At 61.5% G+C, this 16802-nt stretch carries 12 protein-coding genes; 10 read left to right on the forward strand and 2 right to left on the reverse strand.

Features of this window, described 5'->3' with window-relative positions; genetic code table 11:
* Positions 1-1313 precede the first annotated feature (1313 nt).
* From CAY53_RS03965 to CAY53_RS03985, 5 genes are read left to right on the forward strand one after another with little or no spacing between them, the layout of a single operon-like run.
* Entirely contained in the window at positions 1314-1586 is a 273-nt protein-coding gene (locus CAY53_RS03965) for an acyl carrier protein (protein WP_104936032.1), read from the forward strand.
* Positions 1583-2836: a beta-ketoacyl-[acyl-carrier-protein] synthase family protein gene (locus tag CAY53_RS03970; protein WP_104936033.1), complete on the forward strand. Its 1254-nt coding sequence runs from the start codon at positions 1583-1585 to the stop codon at positions 2834-2836. Before CAY53_RS03965 ends, CAY53_RS03970 begins: the two co-directional genes overlap by 4 nt.
* Positions 2826-3605, forward strand: coding sequence for a lysophospholipid acyltransferase family protein (locus tag CAY53_RS03975; protein WP_104936034.1), 780 nt, complete (start codon positions 2826-2828; stop codon positions 3603-3605). Before CAY53_RS03970 ends, CAY53_RS03975 begins: the two co-directional genes overlap by 11 nt.
* Positions 3606-3609: 4 nt before the next feature.
* Positions 3610-5100 carry a B12-binding domain-containing radical SAM protein gene (locus CAY53_RS03980; protein ID WP_104936035.1) on the forward strand — a complete coding sequence of 497 codons (1491 nt, stop codon included), beginning with the start codon at positions 3610-3612 and terminating at the stop codon, positions 5098-5100.
* A complete protein-coding gene (locus tag CAY53_RS03985) occupies positions 5100-6170 on the forward strand; it encodes a radical SAM/SPASM domain-containing protein (RefSeq protein WP_104936036.1) in 1071 nt (356 codons plus the stop codon). The genes CAY53_RS03980 and CAY53_RS03985 overlap by 1 nt, the downstream gene beginning before the upstream one ends.
* Here CAY53_RS03985 and lepA read toward each other — a convergent pair.
* On the reverse strand, positions 6154-7947 hold the full coding sequence (gene lepA, locus CAY53_RS03990) for a translation elongation factor 4 (protein WP_104936037.1): 1794 nt from the start codon (positions 7945-7947) through the stop codon (positions 6154-6156). The two genes, CAY53_RS03985 and lepA, sit on opposite strands and share 17 nt — an antisense overlap.
* 188 nt (positions 7948-8135) lie before the next feature.
* On the opposite strand from lepA, the gene CAY53_RS03995 reads away from it, so the two are divergent.
* The 5 genes from CAY53_RS03995 to CAY53_RS04015 all read left to right on the forward strand — a co-directional run bounded on the left by CAY53_RS03995 (position 8136) and on the right by CAY53_RS04015 (position 13639).
* The gene (locus CAY53_RS03995; RefSeq protein ID WP_104936038.1) at positions 8136-9122 is read left to right on the forward strand and encodes a sigma-70 family RNA polymerase sigma factor; all 987 of its coding nucleotides are present in this window, start codon (positions 8136-8138) and stop codon (positions 9120-9122) included.
* A 19-nt stretch (positions 9123-9141) separates the two neighbouring features.
* A complete protein-coding gene (locus tag CAY53_RS04000; protein WP_104936039.1) occupies positions 9142-10338 on the forward strand; it encodes a DegT/DnrJ/EryC1/StrS family aminotransferase in 1197 nt (398 codons plus the stop codon).
* Positions 10339-10476: 138 nt separating this feature from the next.
* Positions 10477-10959, forward strand: coding sequence for a transcription elongation factor GreA (gene greA, locus CAY53_RS04005; RefSeq protein ID WP_342752464.1), 483 nt, complete (start codon positions 10477-10479; stop codon positions 10957-10959).
* A 237-nt stretch (positions 10960-11196) separates the two neighbouring features.
* On the forward strand, positions 11197-12981 hold the full coding sequence (gene purD, locus CAY53_RS04010; RefSeq protein ID WP_104936041.1) for a phosphoribosylamine--glycine ligase: 1785 nt from the start codon (positions 11197-11199) through the stop codon (positions 12979-12981).
* Entirely contained in the window at positions 12968-13639 is a 672-nt protein-coding gene (locus CAY53_RS04015; protein WP_104936042.1) for an L-threonylcarbamoyladenylate synthase, read from the forward strand. The genes purD and CAY53_RS04015 overlap by 14 nt, the downstream gene beginning before the upstream one ends.
* A gap of 272 nt (positions 13640-13911) precedes the next feature.
* On the opposite strand, the gene secD is transcribed toward CAY53_RS04015, so the two are convergent.
* Entirely contained in the window at positions 13912-16479 is a 2568-nt protein-coding gene (gene secD, locus CAY53_RS04020) for a protein translocase subunit SecD (RefSeq protein ID WP_104936043.1), read from the reverse strand.
* Between the last annotated feature and the right edge of the window lie 323 nt (positions 16480-16802).

Raw genomic sequence — 16802 nt, forward strand, 5'->3', positions numbered from 1 at the left:
AACTTCATAAGGCAGAGAAGTAACTCAGTGATTCTGCGTTATTTATAATTTGAAATTCCTGCAGCACAGGCCTGAAGTATGATTTTTATCTTTATTTATGTATAACCTATATCTCATCAACACAAGATACTCAGCAATGATATACTGATTATTCAATGAGCATATTCTGTATTCTGAAGCATTTTTTGTCATTTAAATAAAATATAACTATAAATATTAAAACTGCAGAATAATGGATACCAAAGAATAAAAAAAATCTCGTTAGATCATTCAATTTTTGAAACGCGCGAAACGCATTATTTTCTATAATAATTCGTATGGTTAATGATGAAAATATGGTTAAACATATATAATAATTTAAAAATAATTTCATAAAATACAAAAATTTACTTTTTATCATTTTTCTATCATGCATAACTACTGTTTTTACAATAAAAAAACTAGTACACAAAGACGATATTGGCAGCATAACAACCATATAACTTGATATTCTTGCTAATAAACTTGGTATTTTTATATTATAATGTATTAGCCACATGAATGTAAAAATAAATATAACTGGTATGCTATTTTTTATAAATGATATAAATAATAAGGCAGGATACAAAATAATTCTTTCAGCTAAATAGCTCTTATGTTCAGCTTCCATTTCTTGTCCTGTAAATTGCAAATATGCTATTGAGCCCGTGGTTAAAAATCTCAATGGGACTTTGCTAGTCTAAACGTTTACACGGTCATTATCCAACCGACGAGTTCCTGTCCGCAGCATTCCTTTCTTTCGTGATTAGCTGAAAACTGCTGCCTGGCCCGCCTGCCGACTCCAGATCCCTGCATCCAGGCATTCCCGAACCATCAACAGGCGTCAAAGTCTGCCGCAGTGCCTGTGCCTGTTCGCGTAGGCAGGGGATGTTTTTCCTCAAAAATCAACGGCTTCGGACTTTGCTTTTTTCTCTGTTTAATTACCCCGATGCCTTTGCTTTGGCAAGTGCCTGTACATCCGATCTTGGCCCTGCATAGGGGGGCTCATCCGGCCTGCAGGATATGTACGGCACAGGGTTGCCGACCTGTTCCCGGGGGCTCCCGCCGGGCCATGGGCCATGGCAAACGGCTTTTTATAGCCGCAGGAACTCATCCAGCATATGCGAGCGGCAGTCAGGCTACAAAAGGCCGTGATCGAGTCGTGAGCGAAGTGGCCGTGGCCGCTTCGGAGCGAGTTGCGATTCGTTCGCTTCATGGCGCTGCCGTCTTTGCATTTTCCCGCAAAGTGGGTATTATCCGGCCGCATTTTTCCCTTTAGCGACCCGGACATGCCTATGACCCGAGAAGAACTGCAGGCGCAACTCACCCAAATTCTGGAGCAGGATTTTGAATTCAGCAACGTGGCTCCAGGCGACAATCTGCGCGATGTGCACGGCTTTGACAGTATCGATGCCATTGAACTTTTGGCCAAGCTCGAAAAACTCCTGGGCTTTTCCATCAGCCGCGAGGAGAGGGAAGGCGCCATGCGCATCCGCACGCTTGCCGACATTCTGGACTATATCGAGACGCTCCAAAAGAAGCGGGCCGAAGACGGCGGGGGCGCATGAACCGCCGGGTCGTCATCACCGCCGTTTCCGCCATCACGCCCATTGGCTACGGCAAAAAGGACATCGTGGAGAGCCTGCAGAAGGGCCGCTCCGGGGTGAAGCCGCTGCGGGACGACGGGCTCCTCTGCAGCCGCATCCACTCGCGCGTCTTTGGCACGGTGGATGCGCCGGTGCCGCTGGACTTCCCCCGCCAGTTCCGCAAGACCATGGGCCCGGTCGCGCGTTACGCCTGCCGGGTGGCGGGCGATGTGCTGGCCGCTTCCGGCCTGCAGCAGGACTTCGTCGGCTCCGGCCGGCTCGGCGTGGCCTTTGGCTCCACCCACGGCAGCCCCAGCGTGCAGCGCGACATCTACCGCACCTTTTTTCAGCACATGGACGAGGGCTTTTCCTCTATCGGCGCCGTGGACTACCTGCGCTCCATGGTGCATACCACGGCGGTCAACATCACCCGCATGTTTGGCATCCGGGGACGGGTCATTGCCACAGCCACGGCCTGCACCACCGGCAGTCAGGCCATCGGTTTTGGCTATGAGGCCGTCAAGTTCGGCCTGCAGGACGCCATGCTCTGCGGCGCGGCCGACGAGTACGACACCACCACGGTGGCGGTGTTTGACAATCTTTTGGCCTGCTCGGTGAATTTCAACGACTCGCCCTCCAGAACGCCCCGGCCATTTGACAGGGATCGCGACGGCCTCGTGGTGGGAGAGGGCGCGGCTGCGGTCATGCTGGAGGAGTATACGCAGGCCAGACGCCGGGGCGCGCCGATCCTGGCCGAGGTTCTGGGCTTTGCCTGCACCAACAACGGCGGCGACATGATTCTGCCGAACCAGGACGGTATCAGGGCGACCTTGAAGCTGGCCCTGGAAAACGCGGCCCTTGCACCGCAGGAGGTGGATTTCGTGAGCGCCCACGCCACAGCCACCAAGATGGGCGACGTGATCGAGGCCCAGGCGATTGCCGAGGTGTACGGCGAGGGCGCATCCGGCCCCTATGTCAGCGGACTCAAGGGCTACACCGGCCACACCATGGGGGCCTGCGGGCCGATGGAGCTCGCCTTTACGCTCTACATGATGCAGGAGGGCTTTCTCGCGCCGACTTTGAATCTGGATGCAGTGGACCCACGCTGTGCCATGCTGAAGCATACCCCCCCCGGGCTGGCCGGCAGCCCCCGGATCGCGGCGATCCAGAATTTCGCCTTTGGCGGGGTCAACACCTGCCTGCTCGTCAAAAAAGGTCCCGATGTCTGCTGAGGTGCACGCTGCCCCGCTCCGGCGGGCCTACGATCTCGCGGTGACGCTGGCAGCCTGGGGCTATTTTCTGTGCGCCTTTCTGGCGGGCTTCGGTCTTTTGTACGCCGCCGCCGGCCTGTGCCCGAAACCGCAGCTCGCCTTCCAGCGGCTGAACCACTGGTATTACCGGGGCTTTTTCGCCCTGCTGCGGCTGGTTGCGCCGCGGCAAAGGTGGCGGCTTGCGCCCGAACTGGCGGCCTGCCGGAGCTGCGTTGTCCTTTGCAATCACCTTTCCTACCTGGATCCGCTCCTGCTGATGGCCCATCTCCCGCGCTGCACGACCGTGGCCCAGGCCCGCCTCTTCGACTACCCCATCTTCGGCTGGGTGCTGAAGTCCGCCGGTTATGTGCCGGCCAGCAGCGAAGGCCAGTTCGCAGGCCTGATGCTGGACCAGTTGGAGGGGCTGCGGCAGTACCTCGCGGAGGGCGGCGTCCTCTTTCTGTTTCCGGAAGGCACACGCAGCAAAAGCGGAGCGGTGGGCGCTCTGCTGCCGGGCGCGCTGAAGCTCGCGCGGCAAAGCGGCGCCCCCCTTGTGGTCTTTCGTTTCGACAACACGGGCCGTCTCTTTCCGCCCGGCCGTTTCCTGTTTGATGCGGCCAGCCCCCGGGAAATACGGCTCAGCTTCCAGGGCCGCATTGCGCCGGAAGAGCCTGTCTACTCGGGCCCGCTGGCCGAACTGTCCGCCCATCTGCAGGCGCTGCTGGCCAGGCCTGCCAAGCCCTCCGCATAGCGCCATGCATGTCCTCCTGCTCTCCATGCCCGACATTACGCCGGTTATCATCCACGAGGAGGCGGTGCATCTCCCCAATCTGGGCATCGCCACCATTGCGGCGAATCTGGACCCCGAACATGAGGTACGGGTGGCGGATCTGGTCCGCAAGCGGCGCTGCCTCAAAAAATACCTGAGCCGGCTCCTGCGGGACTTTCAGCCGGATGTGATCGGTCTTTCCTCCATGACCTGGCAGTTCGAAACCTGCGTCAGGATCGCGCATCTGCTGAAAAGCCTGCGGCCCCAGGCCAAAACCGTCCTGGGCGGCTACCATGCCACCCTGATGTTCGCGGAAATCGCGGCGAGCCCGGATGCCCGCTGGTTCGACTTCATGGTCCGCGGCGAGGGGGAAATCGCGATGAACCGGCTGCTGCGGGCCCTGGACGGTCAGGACGATGTGGCGCGCATTCCGGGCCTGTCCTACAAAATCGCGGGCCTGTTCCGGCACAATCCCCGGGCGGAGAACCTGGACCTTGCCGCCATCAGGCCGCCGCTGCGCGATCAGCGCCGCCTGACCTGGGGCTACCACATCATTGCCCAAAGGGGCGAGGTGCTGGAAACATCCAGGGGCTGCACCAGGGGCTGCAACTTCTGCTGCATGCGCCACATGTACGGCCGCTGCTTCCGCGCCTTTCCCATCGAACGGGTCATGGCCGATCTGGACGTGATCTATCACGAGAGAAAAACCCGCTGGGTCTTCCTTTCGGATGACAATATCGTGCTGAACGTGCAGCGGGTCATGCAGCTCTGCGAGGCCATCATCGCCCGCCGGTACAAGGGCCTCATGCTCTCGGTGCAGGCCGACTGCCTCACCATTGCCTCCCACGAGGAGATGGTCGCGAAAATGGCCGAGGCGGGCTTCCGCATCATCTTTCTGGGGGTGGAAAACGGGTCAAAGCGCAATCTGGCCCAGGCCGGCAAGGGCGACATCGTGGCCGCCGCGAAGCAGGCCATCAGGAACTGCCACAAATACGGCATCATGGTGCTGGCCGGGATGATCTTCGGTTTTCCCGACGACGATGCGGCCGCCATCCGTGAAAATTACGAATTCTTCCTGGAGATCGGCGCGGACATCCCCTACTGTCAGATCCTCACGCCCTACCCCAAAACCGGGATGCGGCAGCAACTCATGGATGCCGGTCTGGTGGCGAATCCGGAAGGCTACAAGCGCTACAACGGCCTCTGGGCCAACGTGCGCACACGGCACATGAGCGCCGATGAATTGCAGTTCCAGTTCTGGCTGCAGCGGGAACAGGTCTTCGGCTGGTGGAACCCGCCCGCCCTGCTGCGGAAAGAGGGCTGGCTCTGGACCTCCTTCTGGCGCTTTGTCATGAAGCCCCTGCTCAAGCGCAGCTACGAGAAGAAGCTGAAGACCATCGGCTGGGAAGGGCTCTTCCGCGAGGCCCGCGCCCACTGGCAGAGCATGAATCACTTTTCCGATCTGGAAGACTACTGATGGAGCTGTACAATCTGGAATTTTCGGCAGAGGCGGTGCGGGAAGCGGCCGCGGCCGGGCGACTGCTCTCCATGGAAATCGAGTTCAGCCGCCGCTGCAATTTCCGCTGCGTGTACTGCTACGTGGAAAACCGGGTTGCAGGGCAGAACGAGCTGAGTCCCGAAGAAAGCCGGGATGTGATCGTGCAGGCCAGGGACCTGGGGGCGCGCAAGATCATCATCCTGGGCGGCGAGCCCAGCATTGACCCGAACCTGCCGGCCATGCTGCGTTTCATTGCCGGTCTGGGGCTGGACATCGAGATCTTTACCAACGGCAGCGGCATCAGCCGGGAACTGGCCGCCCTGCTGGCGGCCGGCCGGGCCCGGGTAGCACTCAAGCTCAACTCCCGGAACCCGGAGCTGCAGGACCGGCTGGCCGGGAAAAAGGGGGCGGCCGCTCTGATCGGGCAGGCGCTCGCGAATCTGCGGGAGGCGGGTTATCCGCGGAACGGGCTTTTCCTGGCCCTGTCCACCGTGATCTGCCGCCAGAATCTCGTGGAGTTGCCGGAACTCTGGCGCTGGATGCGGGGGCAGAACATCGAGCCCTACTTCGAGGTGATCACCCCGCAGGGCCATGCCAGGGAGCAGCATGGACTCGCGGTGTCCGGCCCGGAGCTGAAAGAGCTGTTCGAGCGCCTGGCCCAAATTGACCGGGAGGAATTCGGCCGCATCTGGGAGCCGCAGCCGCCTCTGGCGGGGAACCGCTGCATGCGGCATCTGGTTTCCTGCCTGGTGACCGCCACGGGCGAGGTGATGCCCTGCGTGGGCGTGACCCTGTCGCAGGGCAATATCCGGGAGCGGAAGCTGGCCGACATCCTGCACGAGTCTCCGGTCATCCGCGATCTGAAAAACTACCGGCAAAGCATCAAGGGGCCCTGCCGCACTTGCGAAAAGGCGGCGGAATGTTATGGCTGCCGGGGCGCGGCCTATCAGCTGACCGGCGACTACCTGGCCAGCGACCCCACCTGCTGGCGGAACTGCCCGGATGGGGCTGAGCCGGCCTGCATCGCCGGCCCTACTGATCCGACTTGAGCACCGCCAGAAAGGCCCGCTGCGGAATATCCACGTTGCCCACGGTCTTCATGCGTTTTTTACCGGCCTTCTGCTTTTCCAGCAGTTTGCGTTTGCGGGAAATGTCGCCGCCGTAGCACTTGGCGGTCACGTCCTTGCGCAGGGCCGAGATGGTCTCGCGGGCAATGATGGTGCCGCCGATGGCCGCCTGAATGGCGATCTTGAACATCTGGCGCGGAATCTCCTCCTTGAGCCGCTCGCAGGCAGCCAGCCCCCGTTCCCGCGCCCTGCTGCGGTGCACCAGTTGGGAGAGGGCGTCCACCTGCTCGCCGTTCACCAGAATATCCACCTTGACCAGATCGCTTGTGCGGTAATCCAGCAGCTCGTAGTCAAAGGAGCCGTAGCCCTGGGTGACGGATTTCAGCCTGTCGTAAAAGTCGTAGATAACCTCGGCCAGGGGCAGCTCGCAGCTAAACTCGATACGGCCCGGCATGGGATAGTGGTAGCGGGTGTTTTCGCCGCGGCGCTCCAGGCAGAGGGTCATCACCGCGCCCATGTAGCGCTCCGGGATGTGGATGGTGGCCCGGATGTAGGGCTCCTCGATGCGGGCGATACTGGCCGGATCGGGGAAATAGGAGGGATTGTCCACCTCCAGGACGCTCTGGTTCTGCAGATGCACCAGATACTTGACCGAGGGCACGGTCAGAATCAGCGAAATGTCGAACTCGCGCTCCAGCCGCTCCTGCACCACCTCCAGATGCAGGAGGCCCAGAAAGCCGCAGCGGAAGCCGAAGCCCAGGGCCGCCGAGGAATCCTTCTGGAAGACCAGCGCCGCATCGTTTAACTTGAGCTTCTCCAGTGCGCTGCCCAGGTCCTCGTATTCGTCGGTTGTCACCGGGTAGAGCGAGGAGAAAACGACCTGCTGCATCTCGCGGAATCCGGGCAGCGGCGCGGCTGCCGGGTTGTCCTTCAGGGTGATGGTGTCGCCGGGCCGGGTGTCGGATACGGTTTTGACTCCGGCCACCACATAGCCGACTTCGCCGGCCGTGAGTCTGGCTGAGGGCTCGCGGCGCAGGCGGAAGTGACCCAGCTCCTCCACCCTGTACGTCGCGCCGTTGGACATGAAGATGATGGTGTCGCCGGTCTTCAGCGTGCCGTTCATGATGCGCACCGAAATGACCGTGCCGCGGTAGGGATCGTAGCTGGCGTCGAAGATGAGCGCTTCGAGCGCCTTTTCCGGGTCGCCTTTGGGCGGCGGCAGATATTTGACGATGGCCTCCAGGAGTTCCGGCACGCCCTCGCCGGTTTTGGCGGAGCAGAATTGGATGCCTGCGGCCTCCAGGCCCAGGTCGTGCTCTATCTGGCCTGCGATCCTGTCCGGCTCGGCGGAAGGCAGGTCGATCTTGTTGATGACCGGCACGATGACCAGGTCGTTTTCCATGGCCAGGTACAGGTTCGCGAGAGTCTGGGCCTCTATGCCCTGGGCCGCGTCAATGAGCAGGAGCGCGCCTTCGCAGGAGGACAGCGCCCGCGAGACCTCGTAACTGAAATCCACGTGTCCGGGCGTGTCGACCAGGTTCAGCTCATAGTCCTGGCCGTCCTGGCCATGATAGGGCAGGCAGATGGTCTGTGACTTGATGGTAATGCCGCGCTCGCGCTCCAGATCCATGTTGTCCAGCATTTGATCCTTGTATTCGCGCTCGCTGACCATGCCGCAGAGCTGGATCAGGCGGTCGGCCAGGGTGGATTTGCCGTGATCGATATGGGCGATTATGCTGAAGTTTCTGATATGGTTCATGCGTGCCGTTCTGTGGTGGAAAGGAAAGGTCCCGGCATTTTTAGCACAATGCGGCACAAAAGGAAACAAAAGGCGGGGCTGGCACTTTCCCGTGTTTTTTTTCCCCAATTCGGGTACATTCCGTTCGCATGAAGCTCAAACGACCGCGTACTCCCACGGGAAGACGCGGTTTTAACGACTTGGAGCCGATGAAAGAAGACGAGAGTCCCACAGATTTGCCGATTGAAGAACCCATGCACCAGCCGCTGGTCCTGCTGGACAGCGACGACAACCTGCCTGCGGTCAGCAACCCGGCCCTGCACCGCTATCTGCAGGAAATCAGTCAGTACGAGCTGTTGAGCCGCGAGGAAACGGAGGAACTGGCCATTCGCTTCAAGGAAACCGGCGACCCGAACGCCGCCTACAGGCTGGTCTCCTCCAATCTGCGGCTGGTGGTCAAGGTGGCCATGGATTTCCAGAAGTACTGGATGCAGAACTTCATGGATCTGGTGCAGGAGGGCAATGTCGGTCTGGTCCAGGCCACGAAGAAATTCGATCCCTACCGGGGCGTCAAATTTTCCTACTATGCCGCCTACTGGATTCGCGCCTATATCCTGAAATTCATTATGGATAACTGGCGGCTGGTCAAGATCGGCACCACCCAGGCCCAGCGCAAGCTCTTTTTCAGCCTGAACAAGGAGAAAAAGCTTCTGGAAGCGCAGGGCTTCCGGCCGGACGTGAAGCTTCTGGCCGAGCGGCTGAACGTGAAGGAAAGCGATGTCGTGGAGATGAGCCAGCGCATGGACAACTGGGACGTCTCCCTGGAAGCGCCGGTCAGAAGCGACTCCGAAGACGAGCAGAAAAGTTTTCTGCCCTCCGGCGGCCCGGGCATTGAAGACAAGGTGGCCGGCCGGCAGATGCGCGAACGTCTGGGCAAGGTGCTGGCCGCGGTTGACGACAGGCTGAACGACAAGGAACGCATGATTTTGCAGACCCGGCTGCTCACGGACGAGCCGAAAACCCTGCAAACCATTGCCGACGAGTTCGGCATTTCCCGGGAACGGGTGCGCCAGATCGAGGCCAACCTGCTGAAAAAACTCCGGCGGCAACTGGAAAAGGACCTGCCGGACATTCAGGATTTTCTGGACGGTGACGCCGCTGTGGCAAGCGAGGGTCCGTCTGCAAACGACTTTTAACCTTTTTCCTTGCTATGTCATGAGAGTTCCTCTGCTTGACTTGGGGCCGCAACTGCACAGCCTGCGGCCCCGGATGCTCGACGCCCTCACCCGGGTGCTGGATTCCACCGGCTATATTCTGGGCCCTGAGGTGACGGACTTTGAAGAGCGCATTGCGGCCTACTGCGGCACAAAGTGCGCGATCGGCCTTTCCAGCGGCACGGATGCGCTTCTGGCCGCGCTGATGTCCCTGGACATCGGCCCGGGCGATCTGGTGCTGACCACGCCCTACAGCTTTTTTGCCACCATGGGCGTGGTCCTGCGCGTGGGCGCGCTGCCCGTCTTTGTGGATATCGATCCGGACAGCTTCAACATGAATGCAGACCAGGCCGCGGAGGCGCTGGCCAGGGACCATAAAAATGGCCGAAAGATCAAGGCCATTCTGCCGGTGCACCTGTACGGCCAGTGCGCCGACATGCCGAAGCTGAGCCGGCTGGCCCAGGAGTATGCGGTGCCGCTCATCGAAGACGCAGCCCAGGCCATTGGTGCGGAATGCCCCTTCGAGCAGCCGGACGGCAGCGTGATCTGGAAGCGCAGCGGCAACCTGGGACTCTGCGGCTGCTTCTCCTTTTTCCCCAGCAAAAATCTGGGCGGCATGGGCGACGGCGGCATGCTGACGACCTCGGACGAACAGTATGGGGCGCTGGTGCGCTCGGTGCGCAATCACGGCGAGGAGGGCCGCTACTACCACAAACGGGTGGGCGGCAATTTCCGGCTGGATGCCCTGCAGGCAGCCATTCTTTCGGTCAAGCTGGACTACCTGGACTCCTGGCATCAGGGCCGGGCCGCCAATGCGGCACAGTACCGCAAACTGTTTGCCGACGCGGGTCTTACGGACAACCCGGTGCGGCTGCCGCAGGAGCTGTATGCGCAGGTGCCCGGCGCAGCGGAGCACCATCACCACATCTACAACCAGTTCGTCATCCGGGTGCGCAGGCGGAGCGAGCGCGACAAGCTGCGCCAGTATCTGCTGGACCATGAAATCGGCTGCGCCATTTACTATCCGCTCTGCCTGCACCAGCAGGAGTGCCTGCCTGCCGCGATGCGTGGCGCCCATCTGCCGGTTGCCGAGGAGGCGGCCGCCACTTCCCTGGCGCTGCCGATCTTCCCGGAGCTGCAGGCGGAGCAACTGGCCTTTGTGGTGGCAACGATTCAGAAATTTTATAAAAGCTGTTGATATCCGCAGGCCGCGGCCTGCATGCTTTCAGATTCCCGCTGACCAGGCGGGAATTTTTTTATGTTTTCTCTGCCGGCAGGGGCTCGCCTGCAGACGCAAGGCTCATGTTGTGAGCAAGGAGTGTTGGAGATGAACGCAGTGGAACGGATTCCCGTGTCGGTTGCCGGCAACAGGCAGTTGCGCGAGGAGTTGGAGCGGCTGGAGCGGGTGGAGCGGCCCGACATCATCAGGGCCATCGAAGTGGCCAGGGGCCACGGCGATCTGAGCGAAAACGCCGAGTATCATGCGGCCAAGGAACGACAGGGCATGGTCGAGGGCCGCATCATGGATCTGAAGGACAAGCTGGGCCGGGTCGAGGTCATTGACTGCACCAGGGTCAGCACCAAACGCGTGGTCTTCGGTACGGTCATCACCCTGTACGATGTGGCCGAGGAAAAGGAAGTGACCTTCCAACTGCTGGGGCCGGAAGAGGTGGATGTCAAAAATGGGGTCATCTCCTTTCGTTCCCCCCTGGGGCGCGCACTCCTGGGCAAGGAGGCGGGCGACGAGGTACTGGTGAAGACGCCGAAAGGCATGCTGGAATACGAGGTGCTGAGCATCAGCGCCTCGGAGACGCCCTGAGGGCATGGCTTGTGCAGGGCATTTTTTCGCGCTTTCGGACAAAAATCAAGAGAAGCGGCCAGGTCTTGCTGGTACAATGAGGCCGGACAGGAAGATGTATTCCTGCGCCGAAGACCCGGAGCAGAACCGCTCTCGGAAACCACGCTCCGGCCGGAGCCGGGGCTGGACGGCCCGGGCCTCAGGGCCGGCCCTGGCCTCCGGACAGACATGGCAGATGAACAGAATCGGGGAACTTGCATGAAGATACTCGTGATTGGCGGCGGGGGGCGTGAACACGCCCTGATCTGGAAACTGCGCGCATCCGATGCGAAGCATCAGTTGTACTGCGCGCCGGGCAATGCGGGCATTGCCGGCCTGGCCCGCTGCGTGGACATTGCGGCCGGCGATATTCCGGCACTGCTGGACTTCGCCCGGGGGGAGGCCATCGAGCTGACCATCGTCGGGCCGGAAGAGCCCCTGACCAAAGGCATTGTCGATGCCTTTCAGGAGGCTGGCCTGCGCATCTTCGGCCCCGGCAAGCAGGCGGCCATGCTGGAGGGCAGCAAGGTCTTCAGCAAGGATTTCCTCAAAAAATACCAGATCCCGACCGCGCGCTACCGGGCCTTTTCCGAAGTGGAAGCGGCCAAGCGCTATCTGGACTTCATGACGCTGCCCTGCGTCATCAAGGCGGACGGCCTGGCCGCCGGCAAGGGGGTCATCATTGCCCAGACCCGTGCCGAGGCCGAACAGGCGATCGAGCTGATGATGTGTGACAGGGCCTTTGGCGCGGCAGGCGAGCAACTGGTGATCGAGGAATGCCTGCGCGGGGAGGAGCTCTCCTTTCTGGCCTTCACCGACGGCAAGACCGTGCTGCCCCTGCCGTCCGCGCAGGATCACAAGGCGGCGCACGACGGCGATCAGGGACCGAATACCGGCGGCATGGGCGCATATTCGCCCGCCCCGGTGCTCACGCCGGAACTGGAACAGAAGATCATGGACGAGATCATGCTGCCTGCGGTGCGCGGCATGGCGACCGAGGGCCGGCCCTACTGCGGCATTTTGTATGCCGGCCTCATGGTGAGTGAGGGCCAGGTCAATGTGCTGGAGTTCAACTGCCGCTTTGGCGATCCGGAATGCCAGCCGCTTTTGATGCGGCTTAAGACCGATCTGGTCGAACTCTGCAACCACTGCATCGACGGCACGCTGGATCAGGTGCAGTTGAGCGTTGATCCCAGACCCGCGGTTTGCGTGGTCATGGCCTCGGAGGGCTATCCGGGCAGGTATGAGAAGGGCCGGGTCATTTCCGGGCTGGAAAAGGCCGCGGCCATGGACCGGGTCGAGATCTTCCACGCAGGCACCAGAAACGAGCATGGCCGGATAATCACGGATGGCGGCCGGGTCTTGGGGGTGACGGCCATTGGCGAGACCATTCAGGCCGCGGTGCAGCAGGCCTATGCCGCGGCAGCGGAGATCAGATGGGAGGGCGGCTGGTACCGCCGCGATATCGCCTACCGGGCGCTCTGCCGGCTCGCGGCGCCTGCCAGGCCGGTGGTGGGCATTGTCATGGGCAGCGATTCGGATCTGCCGGTGATGCAGGCCGCAGCGGAGTGGCTGGAGTCCATGGAGATTGGCTACGAGTTCACCATCGCCTCGGCCCACCGCACACCGGAGCTGGCCGCAAGCTATGCACAGGGAGCCCGGGAGCGCGGCCTCAAGGTGATTATCGCAGGCGCCGGCATGGCCGCGCACCTGGCCGGCGTGATCGCGGCCCACACCAGCCTGCCGGTTATCGGCGTGCCCCTGAACGCATCCTCCCTGGGCGGACTGGATGCGCTGCTCTCGACCGTGCAGATGCCGCCGGGCGTGCCTGTGGCCACCATGGGCATTGGCGCGCCGGGCGCGAAAAACGCGGCGGTGCTGGCCGCCCGGATCCTGGCCCTGGCCGACGACAGGCTGCGCGTGCGTCTGGAAGAGTATGCCGCGCACATGGCCCAGCAGGTCGAGGAGAAGAACGCCAGGCTGCACCTCCATGGCCGGGGTTGAAGCGGTCACGCCGGCAAGTCTGGCGCGGGCCACAGCCCTGCTGCGGCGGGGCGGCCTGGTCGCCTTTCCCACAGAAACCTACTATGGCCTGGCCGCGGATCCCTTCAACCCGGCGGCCCTGCAACGCCTCTTTCGGTTGAAGGCCAGACCGGTGGAGAAGCCGGTGCTGGTCTTGGTGCAGGATGGGGGCCAGTTGCCGCTTTTGGCCAGCGCAACGCCGACCTGCTATCCGGCGCTCATGCGGCATTTCTGGCCCGGCCCGCTGACGCTGGTCTTTCCGGCCCATGGCGCTCTGCCCGCCGAACTGACGGCTGGTACCGGCGGGGTGGGCATCCGGCAGTCCCCCCATCCGGTGGCGAGGCAGCTGCTCTCCGCCTGGGGCGGCCCCCTCACCGCCACGAGCTGCAACCGCTCCGGTCAGCAGCCCGCAGGCGACGCCCGGCAGGCGGCAGCGCTTTTTCCGGATGACGAGGGTCTGGTGCTGGACGGCGGCCGCACGCCCGGAGGCGCCGGATCCACGGTCGCGGGCCTGCGGGCCAATGGCCGATTGTGTTGTCTGCGCGAGGGCCGGATTCCCTTTGCCAGCGTGGAGCGAGTGGCCCGGGAGTGCGGCGGGAACCCGCACCGGCAAGGGCTCCTGCCGTCAGAGCGGTGCTGAAAAATCGCCGGGGTCGAGCTGCCCGTGAGGGCGAAGCAGGGCGCGGGAAAAGGCAGCTTGGCATGGCACGGGGCCGGAGCCGCGACTGCGAAACCGGCCCGATTCTGGCCCACCCGGGGGCGACATCTGCCGGGTGGGCTCATCCTGTCCGCATTACTTGCGGCATGCCGCTTTGTCCCTCTGCTGTCCAGGCCATTCGGCCGCCCGAACCTGCCGGCAACGGACCTGCCCCTGACTTTCCGCATCCGCTGCACCGCAGGCGTCGGGCCCGCTCAGGCCCTCCTGTCCTTCCAGAGCATGGCCACGAGCGGACTGGCAATGAACATGGACGAGTAGGTGCCGATCAGCATGCCGATCAGGAGCGCGAAGGCGAAGTCGTGAATGGTCGCGCCACCGAAGAGGAAGAGCGAGACCACCATGAACAGGGTGGTCAACACCGTGATGACTGAACGGGACAGGGTCTCGTTGATGCTGACATTGATCAGGTCAAAGAAACGCATTTCTTTGTTTTTACGCAGATTCTCGCGGATGCGGTCGAAGATGACGACCGTGTCGTTCAGCGAATAGCCGGCGAGCGTGAGCAGCGCGGTCATCAAAAGCAGATCAAACTCCTTGCCGCAGAGCCAGCAGATGCCCAGGACCGCCAGCACGTCGTGGAAGGTGGCGGCGGTGGCCGCAAGCCCGAAGCGGTAGTCAAAGCGGATGGCCAGGTAGAGCACCACGCCCAAAAGCGAGAGCACAATGGCCACAATGGCCTTGCTGCGCAGCTCGGAAGACACGGAGGCCCCGATTTCCGACTTGCTCTCCAGCGCAAAGTGCTTGTCCTTCAGGTGCTCGTCCAGAACCGCGGTGATGCGGTCGGAATCGTCGCCCACCGTGTCCTGGCTCTGCTTCAGCTTGATGATGAGCTGGTTGTCGCTGCTCACCCGCTGCAGATCCAGCCCCGCAAAGCCGTTCTGGCTCAGAACCGGTCGCACTTCCTCAAGCGTGAAGGGCTGGGCCGCCCTGTACTGCAGCATCAGGCCGCCGGTAAAATCCACGCCCATCCTGGCCTGGCCGCGGACCAGTTGCACAAAGGCCGTCAGCCCAACAAGCACCAGGCAGACGGAGATACAGAAGCAGACCTTGCGCAGGCTCATGAAATTGATATGGCTGCGCTTCAGCATCTGCATGAAGTGGAGCTGGTGCAGACGCCGCGCGCCAATCATGGAATCGTAGATCAGGCGGCAGATGAAGAGTACGGCCACGAGGTTGAAGATGATGCCCATGCTCAGGGTCACGGCAAAGCCCTTGATGGGGCCGGTGCCAAAGAGAAAGAGCACCAGGGCGGTGATCAGGGTCGTGACCTGGGAGTCGATGATACTGGACGCCGCCTTGCCAAAGCCGCCGTCCACCACGGCCTTGATGCTCTTGCCCGCCCCCATTTCCTCGCGCATGCGTTCATAGATGAGGACATTGGCGTCCACCGCCATGCCCACTGTGAGGATGATACCGGCGATGCCGGGCAGCGTCAGGGTCGCGCCCACCATGGCCAGTCCCACGAACAGGAAGAGGATGTTGAAGAGCAGGCCGATGTTGGCGATCAGGCCGGAGATGCGGTAGTAGAGCAGCATGAAGCCCACGACCAGAATCGTGCCGATGATGCCCGAATAGATGCCCTTGTTGATGGAATCCTGGCCCAGGCTCGCGCCCACGGTCAGATTCTGGATAATCTCCACCGGTGCAGGCAGGGAGCCGGCGCGGAGCACAATGGCCAGATCCGCGGCTTCGGCGTGGGTGAAGCGGCCCGTAATCTGGGCGCTGCCGCCTGCAATTTTTTCGGTAATGACCGGGGCCGAGCGCACCTTGCCGTCCAGAATGATGGCCATGCGGCGCTTCTCGTATTTTTCGGTGAGCTGGGCAAAGGTCTGCGCGCCGGAGCCGGTCAGTTCCAGGCTGACATAGGGCTCGTTGAAGTTGCCGCCGATGCGGACCTGCGCATCCTTGACCATGGCGCCGGTCATCAGCACCGGGCTTTCCATCAGCAGCGGCACCTCGGATTTCACCTGGGTGTCCCTGTCCACCACCTGCTCGAAGTACACCTCCGTGCCCTGGGGCAGGCGGCCCTGCAGGGCCAGATTGAGCTGCTTCCGGCTGCCGCCCCGCTGCCACTGACCGGCCTTGATGGCGTCGTCAATCAGGGAGGGCAGATTCTCGCCGCCTTCGGCCACGGCCTTGAATTCCAGTTGGGCGGTCTGGCCGATGAGGTCGATGGCGCGCTTCGGATCCTGCACGCCCGGCAACTGGACCACGATCTGCTCTTCGCCCTGCTTGAGGACAATCGGCTCGGCCACGCCAAACTGGTCGATACGGTTTCTGATGATCTCCAGCGCCTGATCCACCGAGTTCTTGCTGATGTTCTCCGCCTCTTCGGGCTTCAGCTTCAGGGTCACGCGGGGAAAACTGCCCGCCTCGGCAGAGACGCTGCTGTCCAGGCTCGCGAACTTGTCTTTGAGGATCTCTCTGGCCGCATCGGTTGCACCGGTGTTGGGCAGGGTCAGCAGAATTTCATCTGCCCTGCCGGAATCCAGCCGCACCGCGGTGATGCCCTTTTCGGCCAGCAGGTTCTTGAAATCCGTGGCCGCAAAATCCAGCGTATTTTCCAGGGCCTTGGCCCGGTCCACCCGCAGAACCACGTGCAGCCCGCCTTTCAGGTCGAGCCCCAGATTGATGCCGGCAGGGGCGCAGTACTTGGTCCACCATTCGGGCAGGCCGGAGTAAAAATTGGGCAAAAGCGCCAGCCCTGAGAAAAACACCAGAAAAATGACCAATGCGATCTTGAGTTTACGACCTGTTGTCATGTCCTGCTCCAGAAAAAGAAAGCGTACCGCCCAAAGCGACCGCCTGTTATATAAAGGCAGAATCCGCTTTGCGCAATGCCGGCCTGCGGCTCCGGTCGGGATTTCCCGGCAGAATGCGGGCTTCCGCGCAAAAATCGACTCCTTGATCGGCAATGGGGCGGGGTCGGTTGCCGTGCCGCGGGACTCCGGTCAACGCCGAAGCCCTGCCCGGCGGGAGCCCCACAACAGCCGTTGAAAGGCAAAGGGCTGATCCCGGAGTATCCCGGAATCAGCCCCTCCTGTCTGCCTGGCGGTTTTTTGACGCTGTCCAGGAAATGATGGCC

The sequence above is a fragment of the Desulfobulbus oralis genome (assembly GCF_002952055.1).
Lineage (GTDB): Bacteria > Desulfobacterota > Desulfobulbia > Desulfobulbales > Desulfobulbaceae > Desulfobulbus > Desulfobulbus oralis.

Coding starts and splice junctions, on each gene's coding strand:
- CAY53_RS03975 (WP_104936034.1), top strand. CDS start 2,826: ATGTCTGCTGAGGTGCACGCTGCCCCGCTCCGGCGGGCCTACGATCTC.
- CAY53_RS03965 (WP_104936032.1), top strand. CDS start 1,314: ATGACCCGAGAAGAACTGCAGGCGCAACTCACCCAAATTCTGGAGCAG.
- purD (WP_104936041.1), top strand. CDS start 11,197: ATGAAGATACTCGTGATTGGCGGCGGGGGGCGTGAACACGCCCTGATC.
- CAY53_RS04000 (WP_104936039.1), top strand. CDS start 9,142: ATGAGAGTTCCTCTGCTTGACTTGGGGCCGCAACTGCACAGCCTGCGG.
- CAY53_RS03985 (WP_104936036.1), top strand. CDS start 5,100: ATGGAGCTGTACAATCTGGAATTTTCGGCAGAGGCGGTGCGGGAAGCG.
- lepA (WP_104936037.1), bottom strand. CDS start 7,947: ATGAACCATATCAGAAACTTCAGCATAATCGCCCATATCGATCACGGC.
- secD (WP_104936043.1), bottom strand. CDS start 16,479: ATGACAACAGGTCGTAAACTCAAGATCGCATTGGTCATTTTTCTGGTG.
- CAY53_RS03995 (WP_104936038.1), top strand. CDS start 8,136: ATGAAAGAAGACGAGAGTCCCACAGATTTGCCGATTGAAGAACCCATG.
- CAY53_RS03980 (WP_104936035.1), top strand. CDS start 3,610: ATGCATGTCCTCCTGCTCTCCATGCCCGACATTACGCCGGTTATCATC.
- CAY53_RS03970 (WP_104936033.1), top strand. CDS start 1,583: ATGAACCGCCGGGTCGTCATCACCGCCGTTTCCGCCATCACGCCCATT.
- CAY53_RS04015 (WP_104936042.1), top strand. CDS start 12,968: ATGGCCGGGGTTGAAGCGGTCACGCCGGCAAGTCTGGCGCGGGCCACA.